Genomic DNA, 21,691 nt, shown 5'->3' with positions numbered 1-21,691 from the left:
GCCCATAAACCCCCAAACCACCCCCACCGCAGCTCAGCAATCTCGTGAGCGCGTATTCTTCGGATTTCAGGATGACAACGTTTCAATAGCGTTTGTCATGCATGTTGATAAGGAGAAGTGTCCTCGGAGCCGGACGGTACAGACCTGTCTAGACCTCTTGTGTACGGAGGTCGCGAGCTGGTGAAGTGGGACACGACCTATCCAATCTGGCCATAGAAGGAGCACGAGGTGGCCCCGGAGACCCCTGGTAACGAAACCCAGGCGCTGTCCAACCTGCTGCAGGAGAACCGCCGGTTCGCCCCTCCGGCTGATCTGGCGGCGGCCGCGAACGTGACCGCCGCCGCATATGACGAGGCCGCCGCCGACCGCCTCGCCTTCTGGGAGGGCACAGCCGAGCGGCTGACCTGGGCCAAGAGGTGGGACAAGACGCTCGAATGGAACGCGCCGTTCGCCAAGTGGTTCGTCGGCGGCGAGCTCAACGTGGCCTACAACTGCGTCGACCGGCACGTCGAAGAGGGACGCGGCGACAGGATCGCCTACTACTGGGAGGGCGAGCCCGAGGGGGACACCCGCACCCTCACCTACAACGACCTGAAGGCCGAGGTCAGCAAGGCGGCCAACGCCCTGCACGAGCTCGGGGTGCGCAAGGGCGACCGGGTGGCCGTCTACATGCCGATGATCCCCGAGCTGCCGATCGCGATGCTGGCCTGCGCCCGCATCGGGGCCGTGCACTCGGTCGTGTTCGGCGGGTTCTCGGCCAGCGCGCTCAAGAGTCGCATCGACGACGCCGACGCCAAGCTGGTCATCACCGCCGACGGCGGCTACCGCCGCGGCAAGCCGAGCGCGCTCAAGCCGATCGTGGACGAGGCCGTCGCCCAGTGCCCGCAGGTCGAGAACGTCCTCGTCGTACGCCGCACCGGTCAGGACGTCGCCGTCACCGACAAGGACCTGTGGTGGCACGACGTGGTCGACCGCCAGAGCGACCGGCACACCGCCGAGCCCCACGGCGCCGAAGACCCGCTGTACATCCTCTACACCAGCGGCACCACGGGTAAGCCCAAGGGCATCCTGCACACCTCGGGCGGCTATCTGGCCCAGACCGCCTGGACACACCATGCGGTCTTCGACCTCAAGCCCGAGACCGACATCTACTGGTGCACGGCCGACATCGGTTGGGTGACCGGCCACAGCTACATCGTGTACGGCCCCCTCGCCAACGGCGCCACCAGCGTCATCTACGAGGGCACGCCCGACACCCCGCACCGCGGCCGGTTCTGGGAGATCGTGCAGAAGTACAAGGTCACGCTCCTCTACACGGCGCCCACGGCGATCAGGACGTTCATGAAGTGGGGCGACGACATCCCCGCCAAGTACGACATGTCCAGCCTGCGCATCCTGGGCTCCGTCGGTGAGCCGATCAACCCCGAGGCGTACGTCTGGTACCGCGAGAACATCGGCCACAGCCGCTGCCCCGTCGTCGACACGTGGTGGCAGACGGAGACCGGCGCCATCATGATCAGCCCGCTGCCCGGTGTGACCTCGGCCAAGCCGGGTGCCGCGATGCGCCCGCTGCCCGGCGTGGTCGCCGACGTGGTCGACGACCAGGGCAACAGCGTCCCCAACGGAGGCGGCGGCTTCCTCGTCGTACGCGAGCCGTGGCCGGCGATGCTGCGGACGATCTGGGGCGACGACCAGCGCTACATCGACACCTACTGGAGCCGTTTCGAGGGAATGTACTTCCCCGGCGACGGCGCCAAGAAGGACGAGGACGGCGACCTGTGGCTGCTCGGCCGCGTGGACGACGTCATGCTGGTCTCCGGCCACAACATCTCCACCACGGAGGTGGAGAGCGCCCTGGTCAGCCATCCGAAGGTGGCCGAGGCGGCCGTGGTGGGCGCGACCGACCCGGTGACCGGCCAGGCCATCGTGTCGTTCGTGATCCTGCGCGGCGCCGCGGAGGAGAACGCCGACATCGCGGCCGACCTGCGCAACCACGTGGCCAAGACGCTCGGCCCGATCGCCAAGCCGCGTCAGATCCTGGTCGTACCCGAGCTGCCCAAGACCCGGTCCGGCAAGATCATGCGCCGTCTCCTGCGCGACGTGGCCGAGAACCGCAGCATCGGCGACGTCACCACGCTGGCCGACAGCACGGTGATGAACCTGATCCAGGAGAAGCTCCCCTCCGCGAAGTCGGAGGACTGACGGAGTAACGGCAGGGGCGCATGTTTCCATCGCGGAAGCATGCGCCCCCTGCGTACGCCCAGGCGGCACAAGCGTTATCTTGGCTGATCGGGTAGTTCTGGGAGTGCAGGCGAGGCTCGCGCCCCAGCGCATCGCTGGACGATGTTGACACGGCCACCAGGCCTCGATAGGAGACGTTCATGCCGCAGACTCCCGAGGAAGAATCCCTGGGCTCGCTGATCGCCACGGCGAGCGATCACATCTCCAAGCTCGTCCGCTCGGAGATCCAGCTGGCCAAGGCGGAGTTCAGGTTCGACGCCAAGCGGGTCGGCACGGCGGGCGGCCTGTTCGCCGCCGCCGCCTTCATGGCTCACCTGTGCCTGATCCTCGCCTCGTTCACGATCGCGTACGTGCTGGCGCAGTGGTTGCCGCAGTGGGCGGCGTTCCTCATCGTGACCGTGTTCTACCTGCTGGTCGCGGGTCTGCTGGTGTTCCTCGGGATCCGTCGGCTCAAGGGGCTGGCCGGGATGCGGCGCACCACCAGGTCCATCAAGGGCCTGAAGGAGATCGCCACCCCGGAGGACCAGACGCTGCCCGCGCTCAAGACTGATCGCGAGCCGGTGACCCGTGATGGCGCCTGACGAGTCGATCGTACAGATCGAGGGGCCCTGGACGCACCGCTCGGTGCACGCGGGCGGCACCCGCTTCCACGTCGTGGAGGCGGGGCAGGGGCCTCTGGTGATGTTGCTGCACGGGTTCCCGCAGTTCTGGTGGACGTGGCGCAACCAACTGGAGGCGCTGCCCGCCGACGGATACCGGGCGGTCGCGGTCGATCTGCGCGGCTACGGCGGCAGCGACAAACCGCCGCGCGGCTACGACCTGCCGACGCTGGCGGCCGACGCGACGGGGCTGATCAGGGCGCTCGGCGAGACCGGGGCGATCGTCGTGGGGCACGACTGGGGCGGGCTGCTGGCCTGGACGATGGCCGTGCTGGAGCCGAAGTGCGTGCGCAGGCTCGTCACCGTGTCGGCCCCGCATCCGCTGCGGCTGCGCAGCGCCCTGGTGACCGACCCGTTCGGCCAGCTCAAGGCGAGCATCCAGGCACTCGGCTTCCAGCTCCCGCTGCTGCCCGAGCACCTGCTCACCCGCCGCGACGGGAGGCGTGTCGGCCGTTTCCTCGACCTTTGGTCGCGTCCCGGCTGGCCGGAGAAGGATACGGCGCGCACCTACCGGGAGGCGTTCCGCATCCCGACCGTGGCGCACTGCGCGCTGGAATATCACCGCTGGTTCGGCCGCTCCCAGCTCCGCCCCGACGGCCGGCGCTACGCCAGGGTCATGCGCACCGAGATCGAGGCGCCCACGTTGCAGGTGCACGGAGCGCTCGACCCGCGGGTGCTCCCGCGCACGGCGCAGGGTTCGAGCCGTCACGTGGCGGCCCCCTACCGGTGGCGGCTGCTCGAAGGAGCGGGGCACTTCCCCCACGAGGAGATTCCCGACGTGTTCAACCAGGAGCTGCTCGGCTGGCTGGCAGACCCGGAGCCCGACCGATGAGAGACCGCGACCCCGAGGGCCGGCCGCGCAGCGCAAGACCGCGCGACGCGTACGGCAGGCCGCTCCCCTACGGTTCGACCGGCATGCCGAGAGTGCCCGACGACTACGCGCCCACCACCGAGCAGGCTCTGGAGGACGGCCGCCGGTTCCTGCGCGACGGCCTGCCGTTCAACGCCCACGAGGTGTTCGAGGGCCGCTGGAAGTGCGCGCCGGAGGACGAACGCGACCTGTGGCAGGGGCTCGCGCAGATCTGCGTCGGGCTCACGCATCTGCAGCGCGGCAACGGGCGGGGCGCGGTGACGCTGCTCGGCCGCGGCGCCGCCAAGGCGCAGTCGTACGGCGGCGCCTATGACGCGGTCGGCAAGGCCGCCTCCAGCCTGAGCCAGGACAGCGACCCCGGCGAGGCCATCGCCCTGATCCTGGCCAGGCTGCCGGGCTGACCGGTCAGTCGCACTCCCGCGTGCTGGCGGGCACGGTGTCGTTGCGGCCCCTGGCGGCGTCGGGAGCGACCTCTTCGGCCGTCAGCACGTAGCCCGTCTCCTCCTCGTTGATCGCGGCGGCGAAGATCACGCCGTAGACGCGACCCTCGGGCGTGAGCAGCGGCCCGCCGGAGTTGCCCGGCAGCACCTGGCCGCGGATCGCGTAGACCTTGCGCGTGACCGTCCTCTCGCGGTAGATGTCGGGGCCCTCGGCGTCGAGCTGGCCGCCGATCCTGGCCGACACGGCGGTGAAGCCCTGGCCCTTGGGGAATCCGGCCACGATCGCGTCGTCGCCGCGCCCGCCGTCGCCGTCGAAGGCGAGCTGCGGCAGGTCGAGCCCGGGGACGTAGAGGATGGCGATGTCACGCCGCGGGTTGTAGCGCACGACCGTGGCCTTGTGCCGCCTGTTGGTCGAGTCGATGATCTGCAGGTCGCGCGTCACGCCGGCGACCACGTGGGCGTTGGTCATGATGCGACCGGGCGCGTAGACGAAGCCGGTGCCCTCGATGTGCTTGTTGCAGCTCTGCGCGTTGCCCTGCACCTTGACGATCGACCTGCGCGCCCTTTCGAGGCCTTCGGCGCCCTTCAGCACGCTCTGGTCGGGCGGCGGCACGTCGATGATCGTGCCTGCGCCGATGGCGTCGAAGACGGGCGGGAACTCCGAACGGTCGATGAACTTCTTGAACGGCGCCTGCCAGTTGCGCGCGGCCTGCGGGATGGCGTCGTCGACCGTGGTCAGCAGCGCGGAGTTCTTCACCTGGTCGACCAGCGGGGTGAACGCGGTGGAGACGATCAGCGACCCGATCAGCCAGGCGATGACCAGCACGGACAACGCGCTGGCGAACGTGCCGCCGACGGCGTCGGCCACCCTGGCGGGCTCCCACGTGACGTGGCTGCGCACGACGGCGCCGAGCGTCGACGAGGCGAACTGGCCGATGGTGGCGGCGAGGAAGACGATCACGATGGCGAGCAGCGCCTGAGGCGTGTCACCGTCGACGACGGCCTTGGAGATGGGGGGCGCGATGAAGACGCCGAGCACGGCCCCGCCCACGAACCCCACGAAGCTCATCGCTCCGATGATGAACCCCTGCCGGTATCCCGAGATGCCGAAGGCGATCACGAGGCCGATCAGTATGAGGTCAAGCAGATCACCGCGCACGCTTCAAAGGTAGCCAGCGAGACGGTCAAATGTGCACGTGTTCCGCCAGGACGGTGTCACCCTGCGGACTATCTTGGGCCCTATGCCGCCGGCCGAGGTAACAGTGCGCGATCTCATCGAGGCAGCCCTGCACGACACCGATCCGGACGGCCCCCTGCGCTGGCACGTGATCTCCATGCTGCGCCAGCGGAGCGACCTGGAGTCGTTCATCGAGGCCCGCCGGTTGTGCGCCGGCGACACGGTCGCCGAGCGGCTGCTGGGCGTGGACATCATGGGCATGCTGCAGCCGTTCGTGGACCGGACGCTGCCGGTGCTGCGCTATCTGGCCGCCAGCGAGGACGACGCGATGGTGCTCTATTCGGTGCTGATCGCCTTCGGCCACCTGGCCGACCCGCGCTCGCTGCCGTCCGTGATCGATTTGGCCGGCCATGGAGACGCCAGAGTGAGGTACGGGGCCGCGTACGCGCTGCAGCACGTGCTCGGCGATCCGCCGGACCACGCCGGCCTGGAGACGCTGCGCACGCTGACCACCGACAGCGACGCCGACGTGGCCGGCTGGGCCTCACTCGGCGTGGCCCTGCGTACGGCGCCCTGAAGGGAAGCTAGTCGCGCGCCGCCACCGGCAGGTCCTCCACCCGCGCGGTGTCCCACGGCCGGTCGAGCCCCGCCTCGCGCAGCACGGAGTCGAGCACCATCGCGGTGAACCCCCACACGAGCATCCCCCGCACCCGGAACGCCGGCCCGACCAGGCCACGCGGGTGGCGCAGCGTGACGCGGTTGCCGGGGTCGACCAGTTCGGCGATCGGCACCCGCTCGACGGACGCGACCTCGTCGGGTGAGGCGGCGTGCACCGCGGACGGCCGGTGCCACCAGGCGATCACGGGCGTGACCCGGTTGTCGCTGAAGCTCAGGTAGAGCTCGGGCATCGTGCCCAGCACGTGGATGCCGGCGGGGTCGACGCCGGTCTCCTCCTCGGCCTCGCGCAGCGCCGCCTCGACCGGCCCGGCGTCCTCGGGGTCGACGCCGCCGCCGGGGAACGCGGGCTGGCCCGGGTGCCTGCGCCCGTTGTCGCTGCGCTGGATGAGCAGCACGTCGGGCCCGAGCGGGCCTTCGCCGAACAACATGAGCACCGCCGCCTGCCGCCCGCCTTTCACGGGTGGCCGCAGGCTGCTGGGCACCCGGGTCCGCTGAGCCCGCGCCGCCAGTGTGTCGAGCCAGTCGGGCACTTGTGTCACACGGTCCTCCAACACGCCGGGGCCTCGATCACTTCCCCAGGGTCAGGAGAAGGGGCCGTTCCTGACCAGTTTCGCCGCCTCGGCGGCGGCCGTCGGGCCGGTGCCGTACGAGGGGCAGAGCGCGGCCAGCGGGCAGACTCCGCACGCGGGGCGCCGGGCGTGGCAGATGCGGCGGCCGTGCCAGATCACCCGGTGCGAGAAGATCGTCCATTCGCGCTTGGGCAGCAGCTCGCCCACGATGCGCTCGATCTTGACCGGGTCGGTCTCGTCGGTCCAGCCGAAGCGGCGCACCAGTCGCTGGAAGTGGGTGTCGACGGTGAGCCCCGGCACGCCGAACGCGTTGCCCAGCACCACGTTGGCCGTCTTGCGGCCCACGCCGGGAAGCTTGACGAGGTCTTCCAGCCGGCCGGGCACCTCGCCGCCGTGGCGCTCGCAGATCGCCTGGGCCATGCCGATGATGCTGTTGGTCTTGGCGCGGAAGAAGCCGGTCGAGCGGATGATCTCTTCCATCTCGGAACGGTCGGCGGCGGCGTAGTCCTCCACAGTCGGATACTTCGCGAACAGGACGGGGGTCACCATGTTGACCCGCTTGTCCGTGCACTGCGCGGACAGGATGGTCGCGACCAGCAGCTCCAGCGGGTTGGTGAAGTCGAGCTCGCAATGGGCGTCGGGATAGGTCTCCGCGAGGATGCGGTTCATCTTGCGCGCCCGCCGCACTCGTGCGAGCTGGGTCTCCGGCTTGCGCCCCGCCGCGTTCGTGGCCATGTCGCAAGAGTAGAAGCTCCGGGGAACGGTTGGACCCGCGACCGCGGCACGCGCCCAGTTGACGGCCTGCTGTCGAACCCCCACTGGCGCGTCGGGTAACTTTCCTCCCGGATTCCGGCAAACCCGATCAGCGCGGGCAAGCCCGGAACACCCCGGCATTCCCATAACCTGTGTGTGCCGCCCGAAGTGGGGTGCGTCACAATGGCAGCAGAGGAGGCAGTGTGAACACCGAAGATGTGCTGGGCAAGGCCCCCCTGTTCGCCGCGCTGGACCGCGAGAGCGCCGCGGCGCTGCGCACCAGCATCACCGAGGTCCAGTTGCCCAAAGGGCAGACGCTCTTCCACGAGAACGAGACGGGCGACCGGCTCTACGTCGTGCTGGACGGCAAGATCAAACTGTCCCGCACGTCCCCGGACGGCCGGGAGAACCTGCTCAGCGTGCTGGGTCCGAGCGAGATGTTCGGTGAGCTGTCGCTGTTCGACCCGAGGCCGCGCACCGCCACGGCGACCGCGCTGACCGAGGTCCGCCTGGCCGGGCTCGGCCACGACGACCTTCGGCCCTGGCTCACCGGCCGGCCCGAGGTCGCCCTGCACCTGCTGCGCGCGCTCGCCCAGCGGCTGCGCCGCACCAACGACGTGCTGGCCGACCTGGTGTTCACCGACGTGCCGGGACGGGTCGCCAAGCAGCTGCTCGATCTGGCCGAGCGGTTCGGCATCAAGACCGACGACGGCGTCAGGGTGCACCACGACCTGACCCAGGAAGAGCTGGCCCAGCTCGTCGGCGCCTCCCGCGAGACGGTCAACAAGGCGCTGGCCGACTTCGCGCAGCGCGGCTGGCTGCGCATCGAGGCCAAGGCCGTGGTCATCCTCGACCTCGACCGGCTCTACAACCGGTCGAGATAGTCCAGCTGGGCCAGCACCGACATCTCCGCCACCGGCCAGAGCGACCGGTCGACGTCCGCGTACACGATCTTGACGATCTGGCGTGCCGTGCGCGCGCCCTGCTCGCGCGCAGCCCTGATCTGGTCGAGGCGCTCGCGCCGGTGCGCGATATAGCCGTCGAGCGCGCCGATCGGATCGGGCAGCACCGGCCCGTGGCCGGGCAGCAGCGCCCGCGCCTCCAGGCTCTCCGCAGCCGCCCGCAGCCGGTCGAGGCTGCGGAGATAGTCGGCCAGTCCGCCGTCGCGGGCGACGATCGTGGTGCCCCTGCCGAGCACCGTGTCGCCGGTCAGCATCGCCCTGTCGGCCGGCAGCCAGAAACACAGCGAGTCGAACGAGTGGCCGGGCGTGCCGTACACATGGATCTCCAGCCCCGCCACGGTCACCACGTCGCCGTCGGCGAGGCCCTCGTCGCCCAGCCGGTGGCGCGGGTCGAGGGCGCGCACGGGCGCGTTCACCATCCGGGCGAAGCGCCTGGCTCCGCCGCTGTGGTCGAAATGGCCGTGGGTGAGCAGGATCTCGGTGACGCGGCGCTCGCCGAGATGGTGGCGTACGCGCTGAAGGTGTGACTCGTCCTCGGGCCCCGGGTCGACGACCACCACCTCATCGCCCACGCCGATCACCCACGTGTTGGTGCCGTCGAGCGTCATGGCGGAGGGGTTGGGGGCGAGCAGGTTCTCCGCATGGTCCGTACGGGATCCGTCGGGTGTGCCGATCGGGATGTGCAGGCCGCTCACGGAGCCACCACCAGGCGCATCTCGCCCTCGATCTCGACCGCCTCGGGCATGATGCGCACGATCTCCCTGGACGTCGCCAGGACGTCGCCCACGCTGCCGCAGGCCGACAGCTCGGTGAGCGTACGGTGCGTGGGCGGCATGAGGAAGATCTCCCCCCTGCGTGCCCGCTCGACCGCCTCGGCCGGGCGCTGCCACACGACCTGGTCGGCCTCCCCGCCCACGTCACGGGTGCGCTGGCCCTCGGGGAGCAGGGCGGCGAAGAAGCGTGTGTCGAAGCGTTTGTGCTCGATCTCCGGCGTGATCCAGTGCGCCCACGGTTTGAGCAGGTCGGAGCGGAGCACCAGGCCGCGCCTGGCGAGGAAGTCGGCGAAGGCCAGGCTCTTGTCGATCAGGGCGAGCCGATCGGCCTCCCAGTCGTCGCCGGTCGTGTCGGCGACCACGGAGCCGGGCCCCGGCCCCGCCAGCAGCACGCCCGACTCCTCGAACGTCTCGCGTACGGCCGCGCACACCAGCGCCCGCGCCAACCGCTCGCTCGCGTTGAACACCGCGCCCCACTCCGCCGGCGAGGGCCCGGCCCAGGCGACCGTCTGGTCGGCGTCGCGCTCGTCCACGGAGCCGCCGGGGAAGACGTACGCGCCCGCCGCGAAGGCCATCGTGGACTTGCGCCGGAGCAGATAGACCTCCGGGCCCTCACGCAGCAACACCACGGTGGCGGCGTCCCGCGCGGGCACCGGCTCGACCCGTCCGGCGAGGACGTCCCGCGCCCGCGCGGCGAGCTCGGCTGGAAGCGGAATTCCGGTCACCTGACCTCCTTAGAACATCACTCGGTCATGGTGACATATCCGGTTTCAGGCCACTTCGGCGATCAGCTCCACCTCCACGGGAGCGTCCAGCGGCAGCGCCGCCACGCCCACCGCGCTGCGGGCGTGCTTGCCCTGCTCCCCGAAGACCTCGGCGAGCAGGTCGCTCGCGCCGTTGGCCACCTGCGGCTGCGCGGTGAAGTCGGGCGCGCTGGCCACGAACACCACGGCCTTGACGATCCGCCGCACCCTGGACAGCTCGCCCAGCTCGGCCTTGAGCGCCGCGACGGCGTTGAGCGCGCAGACGCGGGCCTGCGCCTGCCCCTCCTCGACGCCGAGGTCGACGCCGAGCTTGCCGGTCTGGTGCAGCTTGCCCTCCACCATCGGCACCTGACCCGAGGTGTAGACCAGGTCGCCGGTCCGAACGGTCGCCACGTAGGAGGCCACGGGGGCGACGGGCGGCGGCAGCGTCAGGCCCAGCTCTTCGAGCTTCTGTTCAGGGGTCACTGCTTCTCCCGCTTGAAGTAGGCGACGAGCTGCTCGGGCGTGGCCCCCTGAAGGATCTGGACCAGCTCCCAGCCGTCGGCGCCGAAGTTGTCGAGGATCATCTTGGTGTTGTGGATCAACACCGGGGCCGTGAGATATTCCCATTTCTTCATGGCTGTCAGCGTCTCACAGGAACCATCGTCATCAGCTTCCACCGGCGCGGCGCCAGTGTGAGCAATCTCAAAGTGTGGTCGTCGGCTTTCGACAAGTGACCGTTCGGTAGCCTCGAATCGTGGACTCTCCGGACACGGACTGGGCCGGCGTGCGGCTGCACGTGGTCACCGGCAAGGGCGGCACCGGCAAAACGACCGTGGCCGCCTCGCTCGCCCTCGCACTCGCCTCCGGCGGCCGAAAGGTGCTGCTCGTGGAGGTGGAGGGCCGCCAGGGCATCGCGCAGATCTTCGATCTGCCGCCGCTGCCGTACGAAGAGCGCAAGATCGCGGTGGCGCCCTCGGGCGGCGACGTGTTCGCCCTCGCCATCGACCCCGAAGCGGCCATGCTCGAATACATGGAGATGTTCTACGGCATGCGCAGCGCGGGCCGGGCGCTGACCAAGATGGGCATCGTCGACTTCGCCACCACCGTGGCGCCGGGTTTCCGCGACGTGCTCGTCACGGGCAAGACCACCGAGGCCGTACGCCGGCGGGGCAGGAACGGCCGCCGCATCTACGACGCCGTCGTCCTGGACGCCCCGCCGACCGGCCGCATCGCACGCTTCCTCAACGTCACCCACGAGGTGGCGGGCCTGGCCAAGGTCGGGCCCATCAAGAACCACTCCGAGCTGGTCAACAACGTGGTGAAGTCACCCGAGACCGCCGTGCACTTCGTCACGCTGCTGGAGGAGATGCCGGTCCAGGAGACTCTCGACGGCATCGCCGAGCTGCGCGCCGCCGGCCTTCCCGCCGGCGGCATCTTCGTCAACATGGTCCGCGAGTCGCTGCTGCCCCAGGCCGCTCTTGACACGGCTGTCAAGGGCCGTTTCGACGCCGGGGAGCTCGTGCTCGGGCTCAAGGCCGCGGGCGTGGCCGACGGCGCCGAGGCCACGGCGATGGCCGAGGCGCTCGCCGAGGAGGTCGTCGAGCACGCCCACCGTACCGAGCTGGAGAGAGCCGAGCGCGAGACGCTGGCCGGGGCGGGCCTGAAGAGCTACGAGCTGCCGCTGCTGGCCGACGGCGTCGACCTGGCAGGCCTGTACGAGCTCGCGGAGACCATGCGCACCCAGGGAGCAGCGTGAAGAAGCCCGCCACCCTCGACGTCGACGCGATCCTCGACGACCAGGGCACCCGCATCATCGTCTGCTGCGGCGCCGGAGGCGTGGGCAAGACCACGACCGCGGCGGCGCTCGGGCTGCGAGCCGCCGAGCGCGGCAGGTGCGTGGTCGTGCTGACCGTCGACCCCGCGAGGCGCCTCGCCCAGTCGATGGGCCTGACCGAGCTCGACAACACGCCGCGCCTGGTCAGCTCCCCCGAGGGCGGCGGGCAGTTGTACGCCATGATGCTCGACATGAAGCGCACCTTCGACGAGATCATCGAGGCGCACGCCGACCCCGAGCGGGCCAGGCAGATCCTGTCGAACCCCTTCTACCAGTCTCTTTCGTCCAGCTTCTCCGGCACCCAGGAATACATGGCCATGGAGAAGCTGGGCCAGCTCCGCCGCTCCGACGAGTGGGACCTGATCATCGTCGACACGCCGCCCTCGCGGAACGCCCTCGACTTCCTCGACGCTCCCGAGCGGCTGGGGCGCTTTCTCGACGGCAGGTTCATCAGGCTGCTGACGGCCCCGGCCAAGGCCGGAGGGCGCAGCGCGTTCCGCCTGCTCAACGCCGGGTTCGGGTTGATGGCGGGCGCGATGACCAAGCTGCTCGGCGCCCAGGTGATCAAGGATCTGCAGACGTTCGTGTCCGCGCTCGACGCCGTGTTCGGCGGGTTCAGGCAGCGGGCCGAGATGACGTACCAGCTGCTGCAGGCCCCAGGCACGGCCTTCCTCGTGGTGGCCGCCCCCGAGCGTGACGCGATGCGCGAGGCGTCCTACTTCGTCGAGCGCCTGGCCGAGGAGCGCATGCCCCTGGCCGGCCTCGTCGTCAACCGCGTGCACGTGTCGCCCGCCCCAGCGCTCTCGGCCGCCCGCAGCGCGGCGGCCGCGGAGGATCTGGAGTCGAGGGGCGAGCACGAGCTGACCGCCGCCGTGCTGCGGCTGCACGCCGGGCGGATGCAGCTCACCGCCCGCGAAAGCCGCGAGCAGGAGCACTTCTCCTCGGCCCACCCCACGGTGCCCGTGGTGCAGGTCCGCGCCATGTCCGAGGATGTTCACGATCTCACAGGTCTGCGGCAGATCGGTGACCTGCTGGCGACCGCCTGACAAAGAGAAAGTACGGCCGGCGGACGGCGCCGGCCGTACTCGCTCGTGGGCCTGCTCAGCCCGCGATCAGCTCGTTGGTTCGTTCGTACTCTTCCTTGGCCGACTCGAGCAAGTCGCGCCACGAGTCGACGTCAGGACGCCGTCGAAGCAGTGCACGCCGTTCCCGTTCTGTCATGCCGCCCCACACCCCGAACTCGATGCGGTTGTCCAGCGCATCGGCGAGGCACTCCGTGCGGACCGGGCAACCCCGGCAGATGAGCTTCGCCCTGTTCTGCGCGGCGCCCTGCACGAACAGGGCATCCGGATCCGCACCCTTACAGGCGGCACGGGAGGTCCAATCCGTGATCCACATTTTCGACCCCACTCCCCTTAGGTGGTCAGTCGTCATTTGGGGCCGACGGGCGCGGGCGCCGAGCCTCCGTATTCAGTTGCCGCAGGGAGAACGTACGCAACGAGACGTTCGGGCCGACAGACCCCAGAGGACCAATTTCTCAGGGCAGTCTTGACCGGGAATGACTAGTCACCCCCATCAGTCAAGGCGAAATGGTGTCGCGATACCGGTTCGGTCACCGTTTCGACGTACGCTAGGTAGCGTGCAAGCTCGCGGCAAAGATCGCTCCAACCCCGTTCTCAACGTCCTGCGACTGATCATCGCCGGATCAGCGGCCGGGGTGCTCGCGGCCGCCGTGGCCCTGCCGGCGGTCGGCGGAGCCGGGATGTCCACGAAGAGCGCTGTCGAAGGGCTCAACCTCAAGCCCGAGAACCTCGATGAGCCTCCTCTGCCCGAGCGCACCGAGCTGCTCGATGCCAACGGCAAGAAGATCGCCCAGTTCTACTTCGAAAACCGCCAGTCCGTACCCCTCGACAAGGTCGCGCCGATCATGCGTACGGCGCTCATCTCGATCGAGGACTTCCGTTTCTACCAGCACGGACCGATCGATGTGGAAGGAACGACGAGAGCGCTGCTGAAGAATTTCACCAGCGGCGGCGTGACCCAGGGTGGCTCCTCCATCACCCAGCAGTACGTCAAGCAGGTGCTCGTCAACAAGGCGGAGACGCCGGAGGAATACCAGGCGGCGATCGCGCCCACCCTCTCGCGCAAGCTGACCGAGCTGCGCTACGCCATGGCGATCGAGAAGAAGTACACCAAGGACCAGATCCTCGAGAAATACCTGAACATCGCCTACTTCGGCGCGGGCGCCCACGGCGTCCAGGCCGCGGCCAAGCGCTTCTTCGACAAGCCCGCGTCCGAACTCGACCTCGCCGAGGCCGCCACGCTGGCCGGCGCCGTGCAGAATCCGGCGCGCACCGACCCCAACGTCGGCTCCGATTCCCGCAAGCGGCTGCTCGAACGGCGCAACGTGGTGCTCGACCGGATGGCCGCGATCGGCAAGATCACGCCGAAGGAGGCGGCCGAGGCCAAGAAGGAGAAGCTGGGCTACAAGGACGTCAAGATGTCCGGCGGCTGCGAGTCCAGCAAATATCCGTACTTCTGCCTCTACGTCCAGTACGAGATCCTCAACAACGAGGACTTCGGCAAGGACCAGGACGAGCGCCGCAAGCTGCTCCAGCGCGGCGGCATGCAGATCAAGACCACGCTCGATGCCAAGATGCAGGCCGCCGCCGAGAAGGCCATCAAGAAGTACGTCAGCTCCAAGGACAAGCCGGTGGCCTCGCAGGCCATGGTCGTGCCCGGCACCGGCGAGATCAAGGCCATGGCCGCCTCCCGCACGTTCGGCGGGAGCAAGAAGAAGAACGAGATGAGCTACAACATCGTGGCCGACGCGGCACACGGTGGCGGGCGCGGCTTCCAGCAGGGCTCGACGGCCAAGGTCTACACGCTGGCCGCCGCCCTGGAAGAGGGCATGAAGTACGGCGACGGCTTCCCCTCGCCCTCCGGCTACAAGGCCAGCGGCTACAGCTCGTTCAAGAACTGCGACGGCAAGAACGTCGGCGACCCGAGCCACACCGTGCGCAACTCCAGCGAGGGCGGCGGTGGCTTCAAGACCCTGCAGACCGGCACGTGGGGGTCGGTCAACACCTTCTTCGTCAAGCTCTCGCAGAAGGTGGGCCTCTGCAAGGTCGTCAAAATGGCCAAACGCCTCGGGGTCAAGCGGGCCGACGGCGGGAAACTGTCCGAGGTCGAGACGTTCACCCTGGGGGTCAACGAGGTCGACCCGGTGACGATCGCCAACTCGTACGCGGTGTTCGCGGCGCGCGGGAAATACTGCAAGCCACTGGCCATCACCGAGATCAAAGACCGCAGCGGCGTGGCGAAGCAGTACAAACCGAAGTGCAACCAGGCCCTCGACGAGGACGTCGCCGACGCGGTCAACGGCATCCTCGAAGGCGTCTTCACCAAGGGCACGATGAGTGGCGTGGGCGGCATCGGCAGGGACGCGGCCGGCAAGACCGGCACGACCGACAACTACATGTCGGCGTGGTTCGCCGGTTACACGCCCAACCTGGCCTCCGCGGTCAGCCTCGGCGACCCGCGCGGCACCTCGGCGCACAAACTGATCGGCATCACCATCGGGGGTACGTACTATTCGTACGTGTACGGGTCGTCCATCTCCGGGCGAATCTGGAAGGACTCCATGCTTTCGGCCCTGAAGGGGGTCGAGCCGCGGAACTTCTCGGCGGTCGACAAATCCCGATTTGTCGGGTGCACCGACAACTGCGCGCCCAAGCCCAAGAAGAAGCGCGACGACCGGCGAGGCGACAGAGGACCGTTCGACGACCTCTTCGACCGAGGCGGCGACGACTGGCCGGGCGGCGGCGACAGACCCGCCTGGGAAGGGCGCGGCGACGACGGGCGAGCCGGCGGGTTGCGCGGCAACGGCCGCGGCTGACCGGACCAGGCTCGTACGGACACACAGGCTTGCGGCGAGTGCGCGAGCTTGTGCGGGCTTGTGCGGGCTTGCGGCCGGTGCGCGGGGCTGGGCGGGCTTGCGGCCGGTGCGCGAGGCTGGGCGGGCGCGGCTCTCAGGTCGTCGCTGCGCCGGGCTGAGGCCTCCGCCCAGCCGAGGAGGAGGCCCCGGCCCCGACAACCGCGCCAAACGGCCACAGAGGGCGGCTCAAGGCTGCTGAAGGCGCCGTAGGCCGGGTTCTAACGGCCGAATCCCGCCCAGCACCGAAATCGGCCCTGAGCACCGGAATGCGGACCTCAGGAACCCCCACTCCTGACCTGCCAGACCTACAGGACTACCTGCCCGCCAGCTTCGCCCGCACCGCGGCCGCGACCCGCCCGCCCTCGGCCCGCCCGGCGACCTTCGGGTTGACGGCCTTCATGACCTGCCCCATCGCCTGCGGCCCCGACGCGCCGGTCTCGGCGATCGCGGCGTCGACCAGCGCCGCCAGCTCGTCGTCCGACAGCTGAGCAGGCAGATACTCCTCCAGCACCGCCTGCTCGTCGAGCTCCGCCTGCGCCTGCTCGGACCGCCCGGCGTTACGGAACGCCTCCGCCGCCTCCCGCCGCTTCTTGGCCTCCTTGGTCAACACCTTGACGATCTCGTCGTCGGTCAGCTCCCTGGACTCCTTGCCGGAGACCTCCTCGACGTTCACCGCCGCCAGGGCCATCCGAATCGTCCGGAGACGTACCTCGTTCCGGCCCTTCAGCGAAGCCGTCAGATCGGCCTTCAGCTTGTCTTTCAATGCGCTCATGCGCACCATCTTGCCGCCTGCGCGAACGCCCCGCGCCGGATGTCAGGCATCATGAATGGGTGAGGAAAGCCGTCGCAGTGCCACTGTCCATGCTCGGTCTCGGCCTGGCCGGACTGGGTTACGCCTCCGTGGTGGAGCGCAACTCGTTCCGCCTGCGCCGTTTCGACGTACCCGTGCTGGAGCGCGGCCAGCGTCCCGTGCGCATCCTCCACCTGTCCGATCTGCACCTGACGCCTCGGCGTTCGATGCTCATCAAGTGGGTGCGCTCGCTGGGCGCCCTGGAGCCCGACCTGGTCGTCAACACCGGCGACTCGATCGCGCACCCGGAAGCCGTGCCGGCCCTCCTGCACGCCCTCGAGCCCCTGCTGTCCCGCCCGGGCCTGTTCGTCTACGGCTCCAACGACCTCTACGCCCCCCAGCCGAAAAACCCGGCCCGCTACCTGTGGCGCACGTCCAGGAACGAACGCCGCCAGAGCGTCCCCAACCTGCCGTGGGAAGAGCTGGGCGCCGGCATGACGTCCGAGGGCTGGCTCGACATGAACAACACCACGGCCCGAGTCAAGGTGGGCGACCTCGACGTGGCCGTGGCGGGCATCCACGACTCCCACATCTCCCGCGACCGCTACGACCTCGTGGCCGGCCCCGCACCTGCCGACGCCGACCTGCGGCTGGGCGTCATGCACTCCCCCGAGCCGAACAACATGACCCGCTTCGCCGACGACGGCTACCAACTCCTGCTGGCCGGCCACACCCACGGAGGCCAGCTCTGCATCCCGTTCTACGGCGCCCTGGTCACCAACTGCGGCATCGACCGGGCCAGGGTGAAAGGGCTGAGTCGCCACGATTCCGCCTGGCTGCACGTGTCCGCCGGCCTCGGCACCTCGCCGTACGCACCGGCCCGGTTCGCCTGTTTCCCGGAGGCCAGCCTCCTGACGCTGGTGCCCCGACGATAAAGGCGGTCACAACCACCTTGGGAGTCCGCTAGACTTTTCCAAGCACGTGCACGACGGCGTGCGACCGGGGTGTAGCGCAGCTTGGCAGCGCGCTTCGTTCGGGACGAAGAGGTCGTGGGTTCAAATCCCGCCACCCCGACCCAGTTTGACCAGGTAGAGGGCTTGATCCGCTAAGCGGGTCGGGCCCTTTTCCGTATCTGGAAGTCGATGGGAGCCAATCGGGAAGCCATCTCACTCGGACTCAACCCGTCGGCTTGTCACCGAAGATTGTGTTCATGGTGTGCGCGGCGTCAGCAGGGATGCCGCCTACGTCGTCGGCCCGTTGGCCGCGCACGTGCGGGACGCCCCCACCCAGCTCGGCCTCTGACCAGATGCTTCGATGCGCGGCTAATTTGACAAATCTCTAAGTAGTACGCATGATGGACACTGCTTAGATAGACGTCTATTCAGAAGGTACGCGATGCGTGCTCTCTTCGCCCGTCTGCGCCGGACCGCCTCGCCCATCTCGGACGTCACCTTCGACGAGAGGTCCGCTCAGGTATGCGACACCGCCTGCCGCGCCGGTGCCGCCGTCGAGCGCGCCCGTACCTTCGGCCTGTCGCACCGCCAACCCGTCCCACCCCATGGAGAGCAGCATGAGTGACAGTTGCTGTGGCACCACCGCCATCGAGATCGAGCAGTTCGCCGGCGCCGCACAGACCGGCGCGCTGCCGCTCGTCGTGATCGGCGCCGGTCCGGTCGGCCTGGCCGCCGGCGCTCATCTGGCCGAGCGCGGCATCGACTTCCTGCTCCTGGAGGCCGGCGACCACGTCGCCGCGTCGGTCGCGCAGTGGGGACACGTCCGCGTGTTCAGCCCGTGGAAGTACAACATCGACGCCGCCGCCCGCCGCCTGCTGGAGGCCGACGGCTGGACCGCTCCGGACGGCGAGTGGCTGCCCACCGGCGCCGAGCTCATCGATGACTACCTCGCCCCGCTGGCCAAGCTGTTCGGCGACAAGGTACGCCTCGGTGCGAAGGTCACCGCGATCAGCCGCCTCGGCTACGACCGCGTGCGCACGGCAGGCCGCGACGAGGTGCCGTTCCTGATCCGCCTGGAGAGCGGCGAAGAGCTGCAGGCGCGGGCGATCGTCGACGCGTCCGGGACCTACACCAGTCCGAACGTGCTCGGGGCGAACGGCCTGCCCGCGCATGGCGAGGGCGCGGTGTTCGTCGACCACGCCCTGCCCGACGTGCTCGGCGCGGACCGTGACCACTACGCGGGCAAGCACACGCTGGTGGTCGGGGCAGGGCACTCGGCCGCCACCACCCTGCTGGCCCTGGCGGAACTGCCGGACACGCCGATCACCTGGGCGATCCGCGGTGGCAGCGCGAGCCGCACCTACGGCGGCGGGGACGCCGACGCGCTCCCGGCCCGCGGAGCGCTGGGCACGCGGCTCCGCGCCCACGTCGAACTCGGCCGCATCACCCTGCTGACCGGCTTCTTCACCCACCGCCTCAACGCCACCGAACAGGGCGTCGAGGTGGTCGGCCGCGACCCGTCCGGACACGAGCAGAGCGTCATCGTGGACCGCGTCGTCAGCGCGACCGGCTACCGCCCCGACCACGCCATCGCCACCGAACTCCGGCTCGACCTCGACCCGGTGCTCGGATCCACCCGCGCCCTGGCCCCGCTGATCGACCCCAACCAGCACTCCTGCGGCACCGTCCCCGCCCACGGCGTGGACGAGCTCGCGCACCCGGAGCCCGGCTACTACGCGGTCGGCGTCAAGAGCTACGGCCGGGCACCCACGTTCCTCATGGCCACCGGATACGAGCAGGTCCGCTCCGTGGTCGCCGCTCTGGCCGGGGACTGGGAGGCAGCCCGGGACGTGCAGCTCGACCTGCCGGAGACCGGCGTGTGCTCCTCCAACCTCGCAGAAGCCCAGGAGCGGCGTGTCGGCCTGGGCACCGGCATCAGCGGCGGCCTGCTGTCCGCCCCGCTCCCGCTCGCCACGGTCGGCGCTTCGGCCGAGCCCGGCGGCGGCTGCTGCGGCTGAAGGGAACCGAAGATGTCCGACGGATACCCCACCCGCCGCCCAGAAGGAGGCGCTGCGCCTCATCTGTGACCACGGCCGGCTGGAAACCGAGCAACTGGACCGCCATCTGCTCCAGGTCCGGCGGCCCGTCTTCTCCGTCGCCGACAAGGCGCTGGCTCCACTTGGCGCGGTCGCCCTCGCTCAGGCAGCAGGTTATGGCTGGATGATGGGCGCGGTGGCCGCAACCTGCGCGATCGCCGCGTTCGCGCTGGTGGCCTACCACCGCCTATAATTTCGACAGCATTCGAATCAGGAGGGGTTGTCATGACCGTCCCCACCGGCCAGTGCTGCGCCCCGATCGCCCGCGAACCGCTGGACGAGGACACCGCCGCCGAGCTCGCCGTCATGCTCAAGGCGGTCGCCGACCCGGTGCGGCTGCGCCTGCTGTCCATGATCGGCTCCCACGCCGGCGGCGAGGCGTGCGTGTGCGACCTGACCGGCACCTTCGACCTGACCGCGCCCACCATCTCCCACCACCTCAAGGTGCTGCGCAAGGCAGGGCTGATCGACGGCGAGCGGCGCGGCACCTGGGTCTACTACCGCATCATCCCCGAGGCGGTGAACAAGCTCGGCGCCCTGTTCGCTCCCCTCACCGGGTCCGTCTCCCAGCCTCCGGAGGGACGCACCGGGCTGGAACTGCTGCCCGCATGACGGTCGCTCCTCGGCCCGTCGACGTCGGCCGGGGTCGTCACGCGGGGTCGTCACCTACCTGGCCGGCCACGAACGCCGCACTAACTGCCGGTGCTGCGCCCCGGTGACCGTGCGCGCGGTGCGGCGCGGGGACGGCCCACTTCCTTGTCGATACCGTGCCGGGGCAACCGGCAGGCCAAGGACGCCTCACAGCGCCTGCACGTAGCAAGCGAGTCCTGACCGTTTCGAGGGTCGCATATCCTCACCGACGGGAGGCAGGATGGCATCTTCACCACACGCCGCCGAGGCGGACCGCACCGGCGGAACGGGGCGGCGTCACCACGGCAACCGGCACGGACGCAGCGAAGAGGCCCGGCTGGCGGTTCTCGAGGCGGCCGACGATCTGCTGGTCGAGAGGGGTTTCGCCGGGGTCACGATGGAGGCCATCGCCGCCAGGGCGGGTGTGGCCAAACAGACCATCTACCGTTGGTGGAAGACCAAGACGGATGTCCTGATGGACGCCTTCCTCCAGGATGCCACCGAGAGTTTGACACCCACCGATTCCGGCGATGTGGGCCGCGACCTGCGTGAATATCTGCGCCGATTGGCGTGGTTCCTGACTGAGGCCGACTCCGGGGCCGTGTTCAAAGCCTTGATCGGGCAGGCGCAGCACGATCCGGCGTTCGCCCAGGAGTTCCGGGCCAGGTGTCTCGACGTGCAACGCCGCCGCGACCGCCGGCCGCTGGAGAGTGCCGTGCGCAGAGGCCACCTGTCCGCCGACCTCGACCTGGCGGCCGAGGCGGACCAGCTCGTGGGCCCTCTCTACTACCGCGTGCTGGTGACCGGTGAACCCGTCGGCGACGCGTTCACCGACGGGCTCGTCGAGGCCTTCCTCGCCCGTCACGGCGTCGGAGAGCTCACAGGCGGCAGCTGATCTCCATCCCGTCTTCGACGGGGAAAGCCACACTGTGGTAGCCGTTCCCGGGATCGCGTACGTAGGCCAGGTACGGTCGCAGGCTGCTCAGGTCGATGTCGTCGGCCACCACGAGCGTGCCGGGCCGCAGGCTCGGTTCGAGCAGCCGCAGCACGGGCAGGCACAGGTCCTTCCAGCCGTCCAGCAGCAGGAAGTCCGGTGTGACGTCCAGGTCGCGAAGGGTTTCGCGGGCGTCCCCCTCCAGCACGCTGATCACGTCTTCGAGGCCGGTCTGCGCGAAGGTCCCGCGCGCCGCGGCGATCTTCTCCTTGCTCAGCTCAGTGGTGATGACGCGTCCGGCGCCGTTGTCCCGCACGGCCGCGCCCAGGTACAGCGTGGAGATGCCGAAGGACATGCCGAACTCGACCACCGTGGCCGGGCGGACGGCCCGGACCAGGTTGTAGAGCAGCCCACCTCCCGCGGCGGAGATCGGCATGTAGATCTGCGCCGCGGCGTCGGCGTGGTCCTGGGGTGACATCCCCGAGAACCCGTCGGGCATCATGCGGGCGGCGGTGGCCTCGTCCCGCTCGGCTTGCTCGAACATCCGGCCAAGGGCAGCCTCGACTCGGGGGTCGGTAAGGGTGAACGTATGTGTCATGGCGTTAGAGTAGACGAGTCGTTGCGTCTATTCTAGACATGCGCTCGACC

At 69.4% G+C, this 21,691-nt stretch carries 23 protein-coding genes and 1 tRNA gene; 14 read left to right on the top strand and 10 right to left on the bottom strand.

The annotated features are described in order from the left end of the window. The first annotated feature begins 228 nt into the window (after positions 1–228). The 4 genes from acs to GUY59_RS17885 all read left to right on the top strand — a co-directional run bounded on the left by acs (position 229) and on the right by GUY59_RS17885 (position 4,172). On the top strand, positions 229–2,202 hold the full coding sequence (gene acs, locus GUY59_RS17900; protein ID WP_138206865.1) for an acetate--CoA ligase: 1,974 nt from the start codon (positions 229–231) through the stop codon (positions 2,200–2,202). 179 nt (positions 2,203–2,381) lie between these two features. Then, positions 2,382–2,822 (top strand): phage holin family protein, encoded by a 441-nt coding sequence (locus GUY59_RS17895; protein ID WP_132335576.1) that lies wholly within the window; start codon positions 2,382–2,384, stop codon positions 2,820–2,822. Continuing rightward, positions 2,812–3,732: an alpha/beta fold hydrolase gene (locus GUY59_RS17890; protein ID WP_138206867.1), complete on the top strand. Its 921-nt coding sequence runs from the start codon at positions 2,812–2,814 to the stop codon at positions 3,730–3,732. Before GUY59_RS17895 ends, GUY59_RS17890 begins: the two co-directional genes overlap by 11 nt. Continuing rightward, the gene (locus GUY59_RS17885; RefSeq protein ID WP_138206869.1) at positions 3,729–4,172 is read left to right on the top strand and encodes a DUF309 domain-containing protein; all 444 of its coding nucleotides are present in this window, start codon (positions 3,729–3,731) and stop codon (positions 4,170–4,172) included. Before GUY59_RS17890 ends, GUY59_RS17885 begins: the two co-directional genes overlap by 4 nt. Before the next feature lie 4 nt (positions 4,173–4,176). On the opposite strand, the gene GUY59_RS17880 is transcribed toward GUY59_RS17885, so the two are convergent. Continuing rightward, complete coding sequence (locus GUY59_RS17880) at positions 4,177–5,370, bottom strand: MarP family serine protease (protein ID WP_138206871.1); 1,194 nt, start codon at positions 5,368–5,370, stop codon at positions 4,177–4,179. 82 nt (positions 5,371–5,452) lie between these two features. Here GUY59_RS17880 and GUY59_RS17875 point away from each other — a divergent pair, with 82 nt between their 5' ends. Next, positions 5,453–5,965 carry a HEAT repeat domain-containing protein gene (locus tag GUY59_RS17875; RefSeq protein WP_138206873.1) on the top strand — a complete coding sequence of 171 codons (513 nt, stop codon included), beginning with the start codon at positions 5,453–5,455 and terminating at the stop codon, positions 5,963–5,965. 7 nt (positions 5,966–5,972) lie between these two features. On the opposite strand, the gene GUY59_RS17870 is transcribed toward GUY59_RS17875, so the two are convergent. Together GUY59_RS17870 and nth are read right to left on the bottom strand one after the other, a co-directional pair. Beyond that, on the bottom strand, positions 5,973–6,605 hold the full coding sequence (locus tag GUY59_RS17870; RefSeq protein WP_171055574.1) for an NUDIX hydrolase: 633 nt from the start codon (positions 6,603–6,605) through the stop codon (positions 5,973–5,975). 42 nt (positions 6,606–6,647) lie between these two features. Further along, on the bottom strand, positions 6,648–7,370 hold the full coding sequence (gene nth, locus GUY59_RS17865; RefSeq protein WP_132335566.1) for an endonuclease III: 723 nt from the start codon (positions 7,368–7,370) through the stop codon (positions 6,648–6,650). A gap of 221 nt (positions 7,371–7,591) precedes the next feature. Between nth and GUY59_RS17860 the strand changes: the two genes are divergently transcribed. Beyond that, positions 7,592–8,272: a Crp/Fnr family transcriptional regulator gene (locus tag GUY59_RS17860; protein ID WP_132335564.1), complete on the top strand. Its 681-nt coding sequence runs from the start codon at positions 7,592–7,594 to the stop codon at positions 8,270–8,272. Here GUY59_RS17860 and GUY59_RS17855 read toward each other — a convergent pair. The 4 genes from GUY59_RS17855 to GUY59_RS47510 are packed head-to-tail and all read right to left on the bottom strand — an operon-like array spanning position 8,254 to position 10,504. Then, complete coding sequence (locus tag GUY59_RS17855; RefSeq protein ID WP_138206875.1) at positions 8,254–9,045, bottom strand: MBL fold metallo-hydrolase; 792 nt, start codon at positions 9,043–9,045, stop codon at positions 8,254–8,256. The two genes, GUY59_RS17860 and GUY59_RS17855, sit on opposite strands and share 19 nt — an antisense overlap. Further along, positions 9,042–9,839, bottom strand: a complete 798-nt coding sequence (locus GUY59_RS17850) for an NUDIX hydrolase (protein ID WP_138206883.1) — start codon at positions 9,837–9,839, stop codon at positions 9,042–9,044. Before GUY59_RS17850 ends, GUY59_RS17855 begins: the two co-directional genes overlap by 4 nt. 54 nt (positions 9,840–9,893) lie before the next feature. Continuing rightward, positions 9,894–10,352: a RidA family protein gene (locus tag GUY59_RS17845; protein ID WP_138206877.1), complete on the bottom strand. Its 459-nt coding sequence runs from the start codon at positions 10,350–10,352 to the stop codon at positions 9,894–9,896. After that, a complete protein-coding gene (locus GUY59_RS47510; protein ID WP_165959776.1) occupies positions 10,349–10,504 on the bottom strand; it encodes a hypothetical protein in 156 nt (51 codons plus the stop codon). Before GUY59_RS47510 ends, GUY59_RS17845 begins: the two co-directional genes overlap by 4 nt. 119 nt (positions 10,505–10,623) lie before the next feature. Between GUY59_RS47510 and GUY59_RS17840 the strand changes: the two genes are divergently transcribed. Both GUY59_RS17840 and GUY59_RS17835 read left to right on the top strand, forming a co-directional pair. Next, positions 10,624–11,625: an ArsA-related P-loop ATPase gene (locus GUY59_RS17840; RefSeq protein WP_246064242.1), complete on the top strand. Its 1,002-nt coding sequence runs from the start codon at positions 10,624–10,626 to the stop codon at positions 11,623–11,625. Continuing rightward, positions 11,622–12,749, top strand: a complete 1,128-nt coding sequence (locus GUY59_RS17835) for an ArsA family ATPase (RefSeq protein WP_132335558.1) — start codon at positions 11,622–11,624, stop codon at positions 12,747–12,749. Before GUY59_RS17840 ends, GUY59_RS17835 begins: the two co-directional genes overlap by 4 nt. Before the next feature lie 55 nt (positions 12,750–12,804). Here the strand turns inward: GUY59_RS17835 and GUY59_RS17830 are convergent, their stop codons facing one another. Continuing rightward, on the bottom strand, positions 12,805–13,101 hold the full coding sequence (locus GUY59_RS17830) for a WhiB family transcriptional regulator (protein WP_090771382.1): 297 nt from the start codon (positions 13,099–13,101) through the stop codon (positions 12,805–12,807). A gap of 241 nt (positions 13,102–13,342) precedes the next feature. On the opposite strand from GUY59_RS17830, the gene GUY59_RS17825 reads away from it, so the two are divergent. Next, positions 13,343–15,601, top strand: a complete 2,259-nt coding sequence (locus tag GUY59_RS17825; RefSeq protein ID WP_138206879.1) for a transglycosylase domain-containing protein — start codon at positions 13,343–13,345, stop codon at positions 15,599–15,601. A gap of 352 nt (positions 15,602–15,953) precedes the next feature. Here GUY59_RS17825 and GUY59_RS17820 read toward each other — a convergent pair whose 3' ends face one another. Continuing rightward, on the bottom strand, positions 15,954–16,412 hold the full coding sequence (locus GUY59_RS17820) for a GatB/YqeY domain-containing protein (protein ID WP_161714587.1): 459 nt from the start codon (positions 16,410–16,412) through the stop codon (positions 15,954–15,956). An 89-nt stretch (positions 16,413–16,501) separates the two neighbouring features. Here GUY59_RS17820 and GUY59_RS17815 point away from each other — a divergent pair, with 89 nt between their 5' ends. From GUY59_RS17815 to GUY59_RS17795, 5 genes are all read left to right on the top strand, one after another. Beyond that, entirely contained in the window at positions 16,502–17,365 is an 864-nt protein-coding gene (locus GUY59_RS17815) for a metallophosphoesterase (protein ID WP_138203722.1), read from the top strand. Positions 17,366–17,430: 65 nt separating this feature from the next. Further along, positions 17,431–17,504, top strand: a tRNA-Pro gene (locus GUY59_RS17810). Between the two features lie 496 nt (positions 17,505–18,000). Next, entirely contained in the window at positions 18,001–19,401 is a 1,401-nt protein-coding gene (locus tag GUY59_RS17805) for an FAD-dependent oxidoreductase (RefSeq protein ID WP_138203671.1), read from the top strand. A 303-nt stretch (positions 19,402–19,704) separates the two neighbouring features. After that, on the top strand, positions 19,705–20,091 hold the full coding sequence (locus GUY59_RS17800) for an ArsR/SmtB family transcription factor (RefSeq protein WP_138203673.1): 387 nt from the start codon (positions 19,705–19,707) through the stop codon (positions 20,089–20,091). Positions 20,092–20,350: 259 nt separating this feature from the next. After that, positions 20,351–21,004: a TetR/AcrR family transcriptional regulator gene (locus GUY59_RS17795; RefSeq protein WP_138203675.1), complete on the top strand. Its 654-nt coding sequence runs from the start codon at positions 20,351–20,353 to the stop codon at positions 21,002–21,004. Here GUY59_RS17795 and GUY59_RS17790 read toward each other — a convergent pair. Then, the gene (locus GUY59_RS17790; protein ID WP_201761002.1) at positions 20,988–21,587 is read right to left on the bottom strand and encodes an O-methyltransferase; all 600 of its coding nucleotides are present in this window, start codon (positions 21,585–21,587) and stop codon (positions 20,988–20,990) included. The two genes, GUY59_RS17795 and GUY59_RS17790, sit on opposite strands and share 17 nt — an antisense overlap. Between the last annotated feature and the right edge of the window lie 104 nt (positions 21,588–21,691).

It is taken from the genome of Nonomuraea sp. K271, from assembly GCF_009908215.1.
Lineage (GTDB): Bacteria > Actinomycetota > Actinomycetes > Streptosporangiales > Streptosporangiaceae > Nonomuraea > Nonomuraea longispora.
This window is presented reverse-complemented; position numbering and strand designations above follow the sequence as displayed.

What these genes read in the sequence shown, in the direction of transcription:
- GUY59_RS17895 (WP_132335576.1), top strand. Translation starts at nt 2,382, where the DNA reads ATGCCGCAGACTCCCGAGGAAGAATCCCTGGGCTCGCTGATCGCCACG.
- GUY59_RS17890 (WP_138206867.1), top strand. Translation starts at nt 2,812, where the DNA reads ATGGCGCCTGACGAGTCGATCGTACAGATCGAGGGGCCCTGGACGCAC.
- GUY59_RS17885 (WP_138206869.1), top strand. Translation starts at nt 3,729, where the DNA reads ATGAGAGACCGCGACCCCGAGGGCCGGCCGCGCAGCGCAAGACCGCGC.
- GUY59_RS17875 (WP_138206873.1), top strand. Translation starts at nt 5,453, where the DNA reads ATGCCGCCGGCCGAGGTAACAGTGCGCGATCTCATCGAGGCAGCCCTG.
- nth (WP_132335566.1), bottom strand. Translation starts at nt 7,370, where the DNA reads ATGGCCACGAACGCGGCGGGGCGCAAGCCGGAGACCCAGCTCGCACGA.
- GUY59_RS47510 (WP_165959776.1), bottom strand. Translation starts at nt 10,504, where the DNA reads ATGAAGAAATGGGAATATCTCACGGCCCCGGTGTTGATCCACAACACC.
- GUY59_RS17830 (WP_090771382.1), bottom strand. Translation starts at nt 13,101, where the DNA reads ATGTGGATCACGGATTGGACCTCCCGTGCCGCCTGTAAGGGTGCGGAT.
- GUY59_RS17820 (WP_161714587.1), bottom strand. Translation starts at nt 16,412, where the DNA reads ATGAGCGCATTGAAAGACAAGCTGAAGGCCGATCTGACGGCTTCGCTG.
- GUY59_RS17815 (WP_138203722.1), top strand. Translation starts at nt 16,502, where the DNA reads ATGCTCGGTCTCGGCCTGGCCGGACTGGGTTACGCCTCCGTGGTGGAG.
- GUY59_RS17805 (WP_138203671.1), top strand. Translation starts at nt 18,001, where the DNA reads ATGAGTGACAGTTGCTGTGGCACCACCGCCATCGAGATCGAGCAGTTC.
- GUY59_RS17800 (WP_138203673.1), top strand. Translation starts at nt 19,705, where the DNA reads ATGACCGTCCCCACCGGCCAGTGCTGCGCCCCGATCGCCCGCGAACCG.
- GUY59_RS17795 (WP_138203675.1), top strand. Translation starts at nt 20,351, where the DNA reads ATGGCATCTTCACCACACGCCGCCGAGGCGGACCGCACCGGCGGAACG.
- GUY59_RS17790 (WP_201761002.1), bottom strand. Translation starts at nt 21,587, where the DNA reads ATGTTCGAGCAAGCCGAGCGGGACGAGGCCACCGCCGCCCGCATGATG.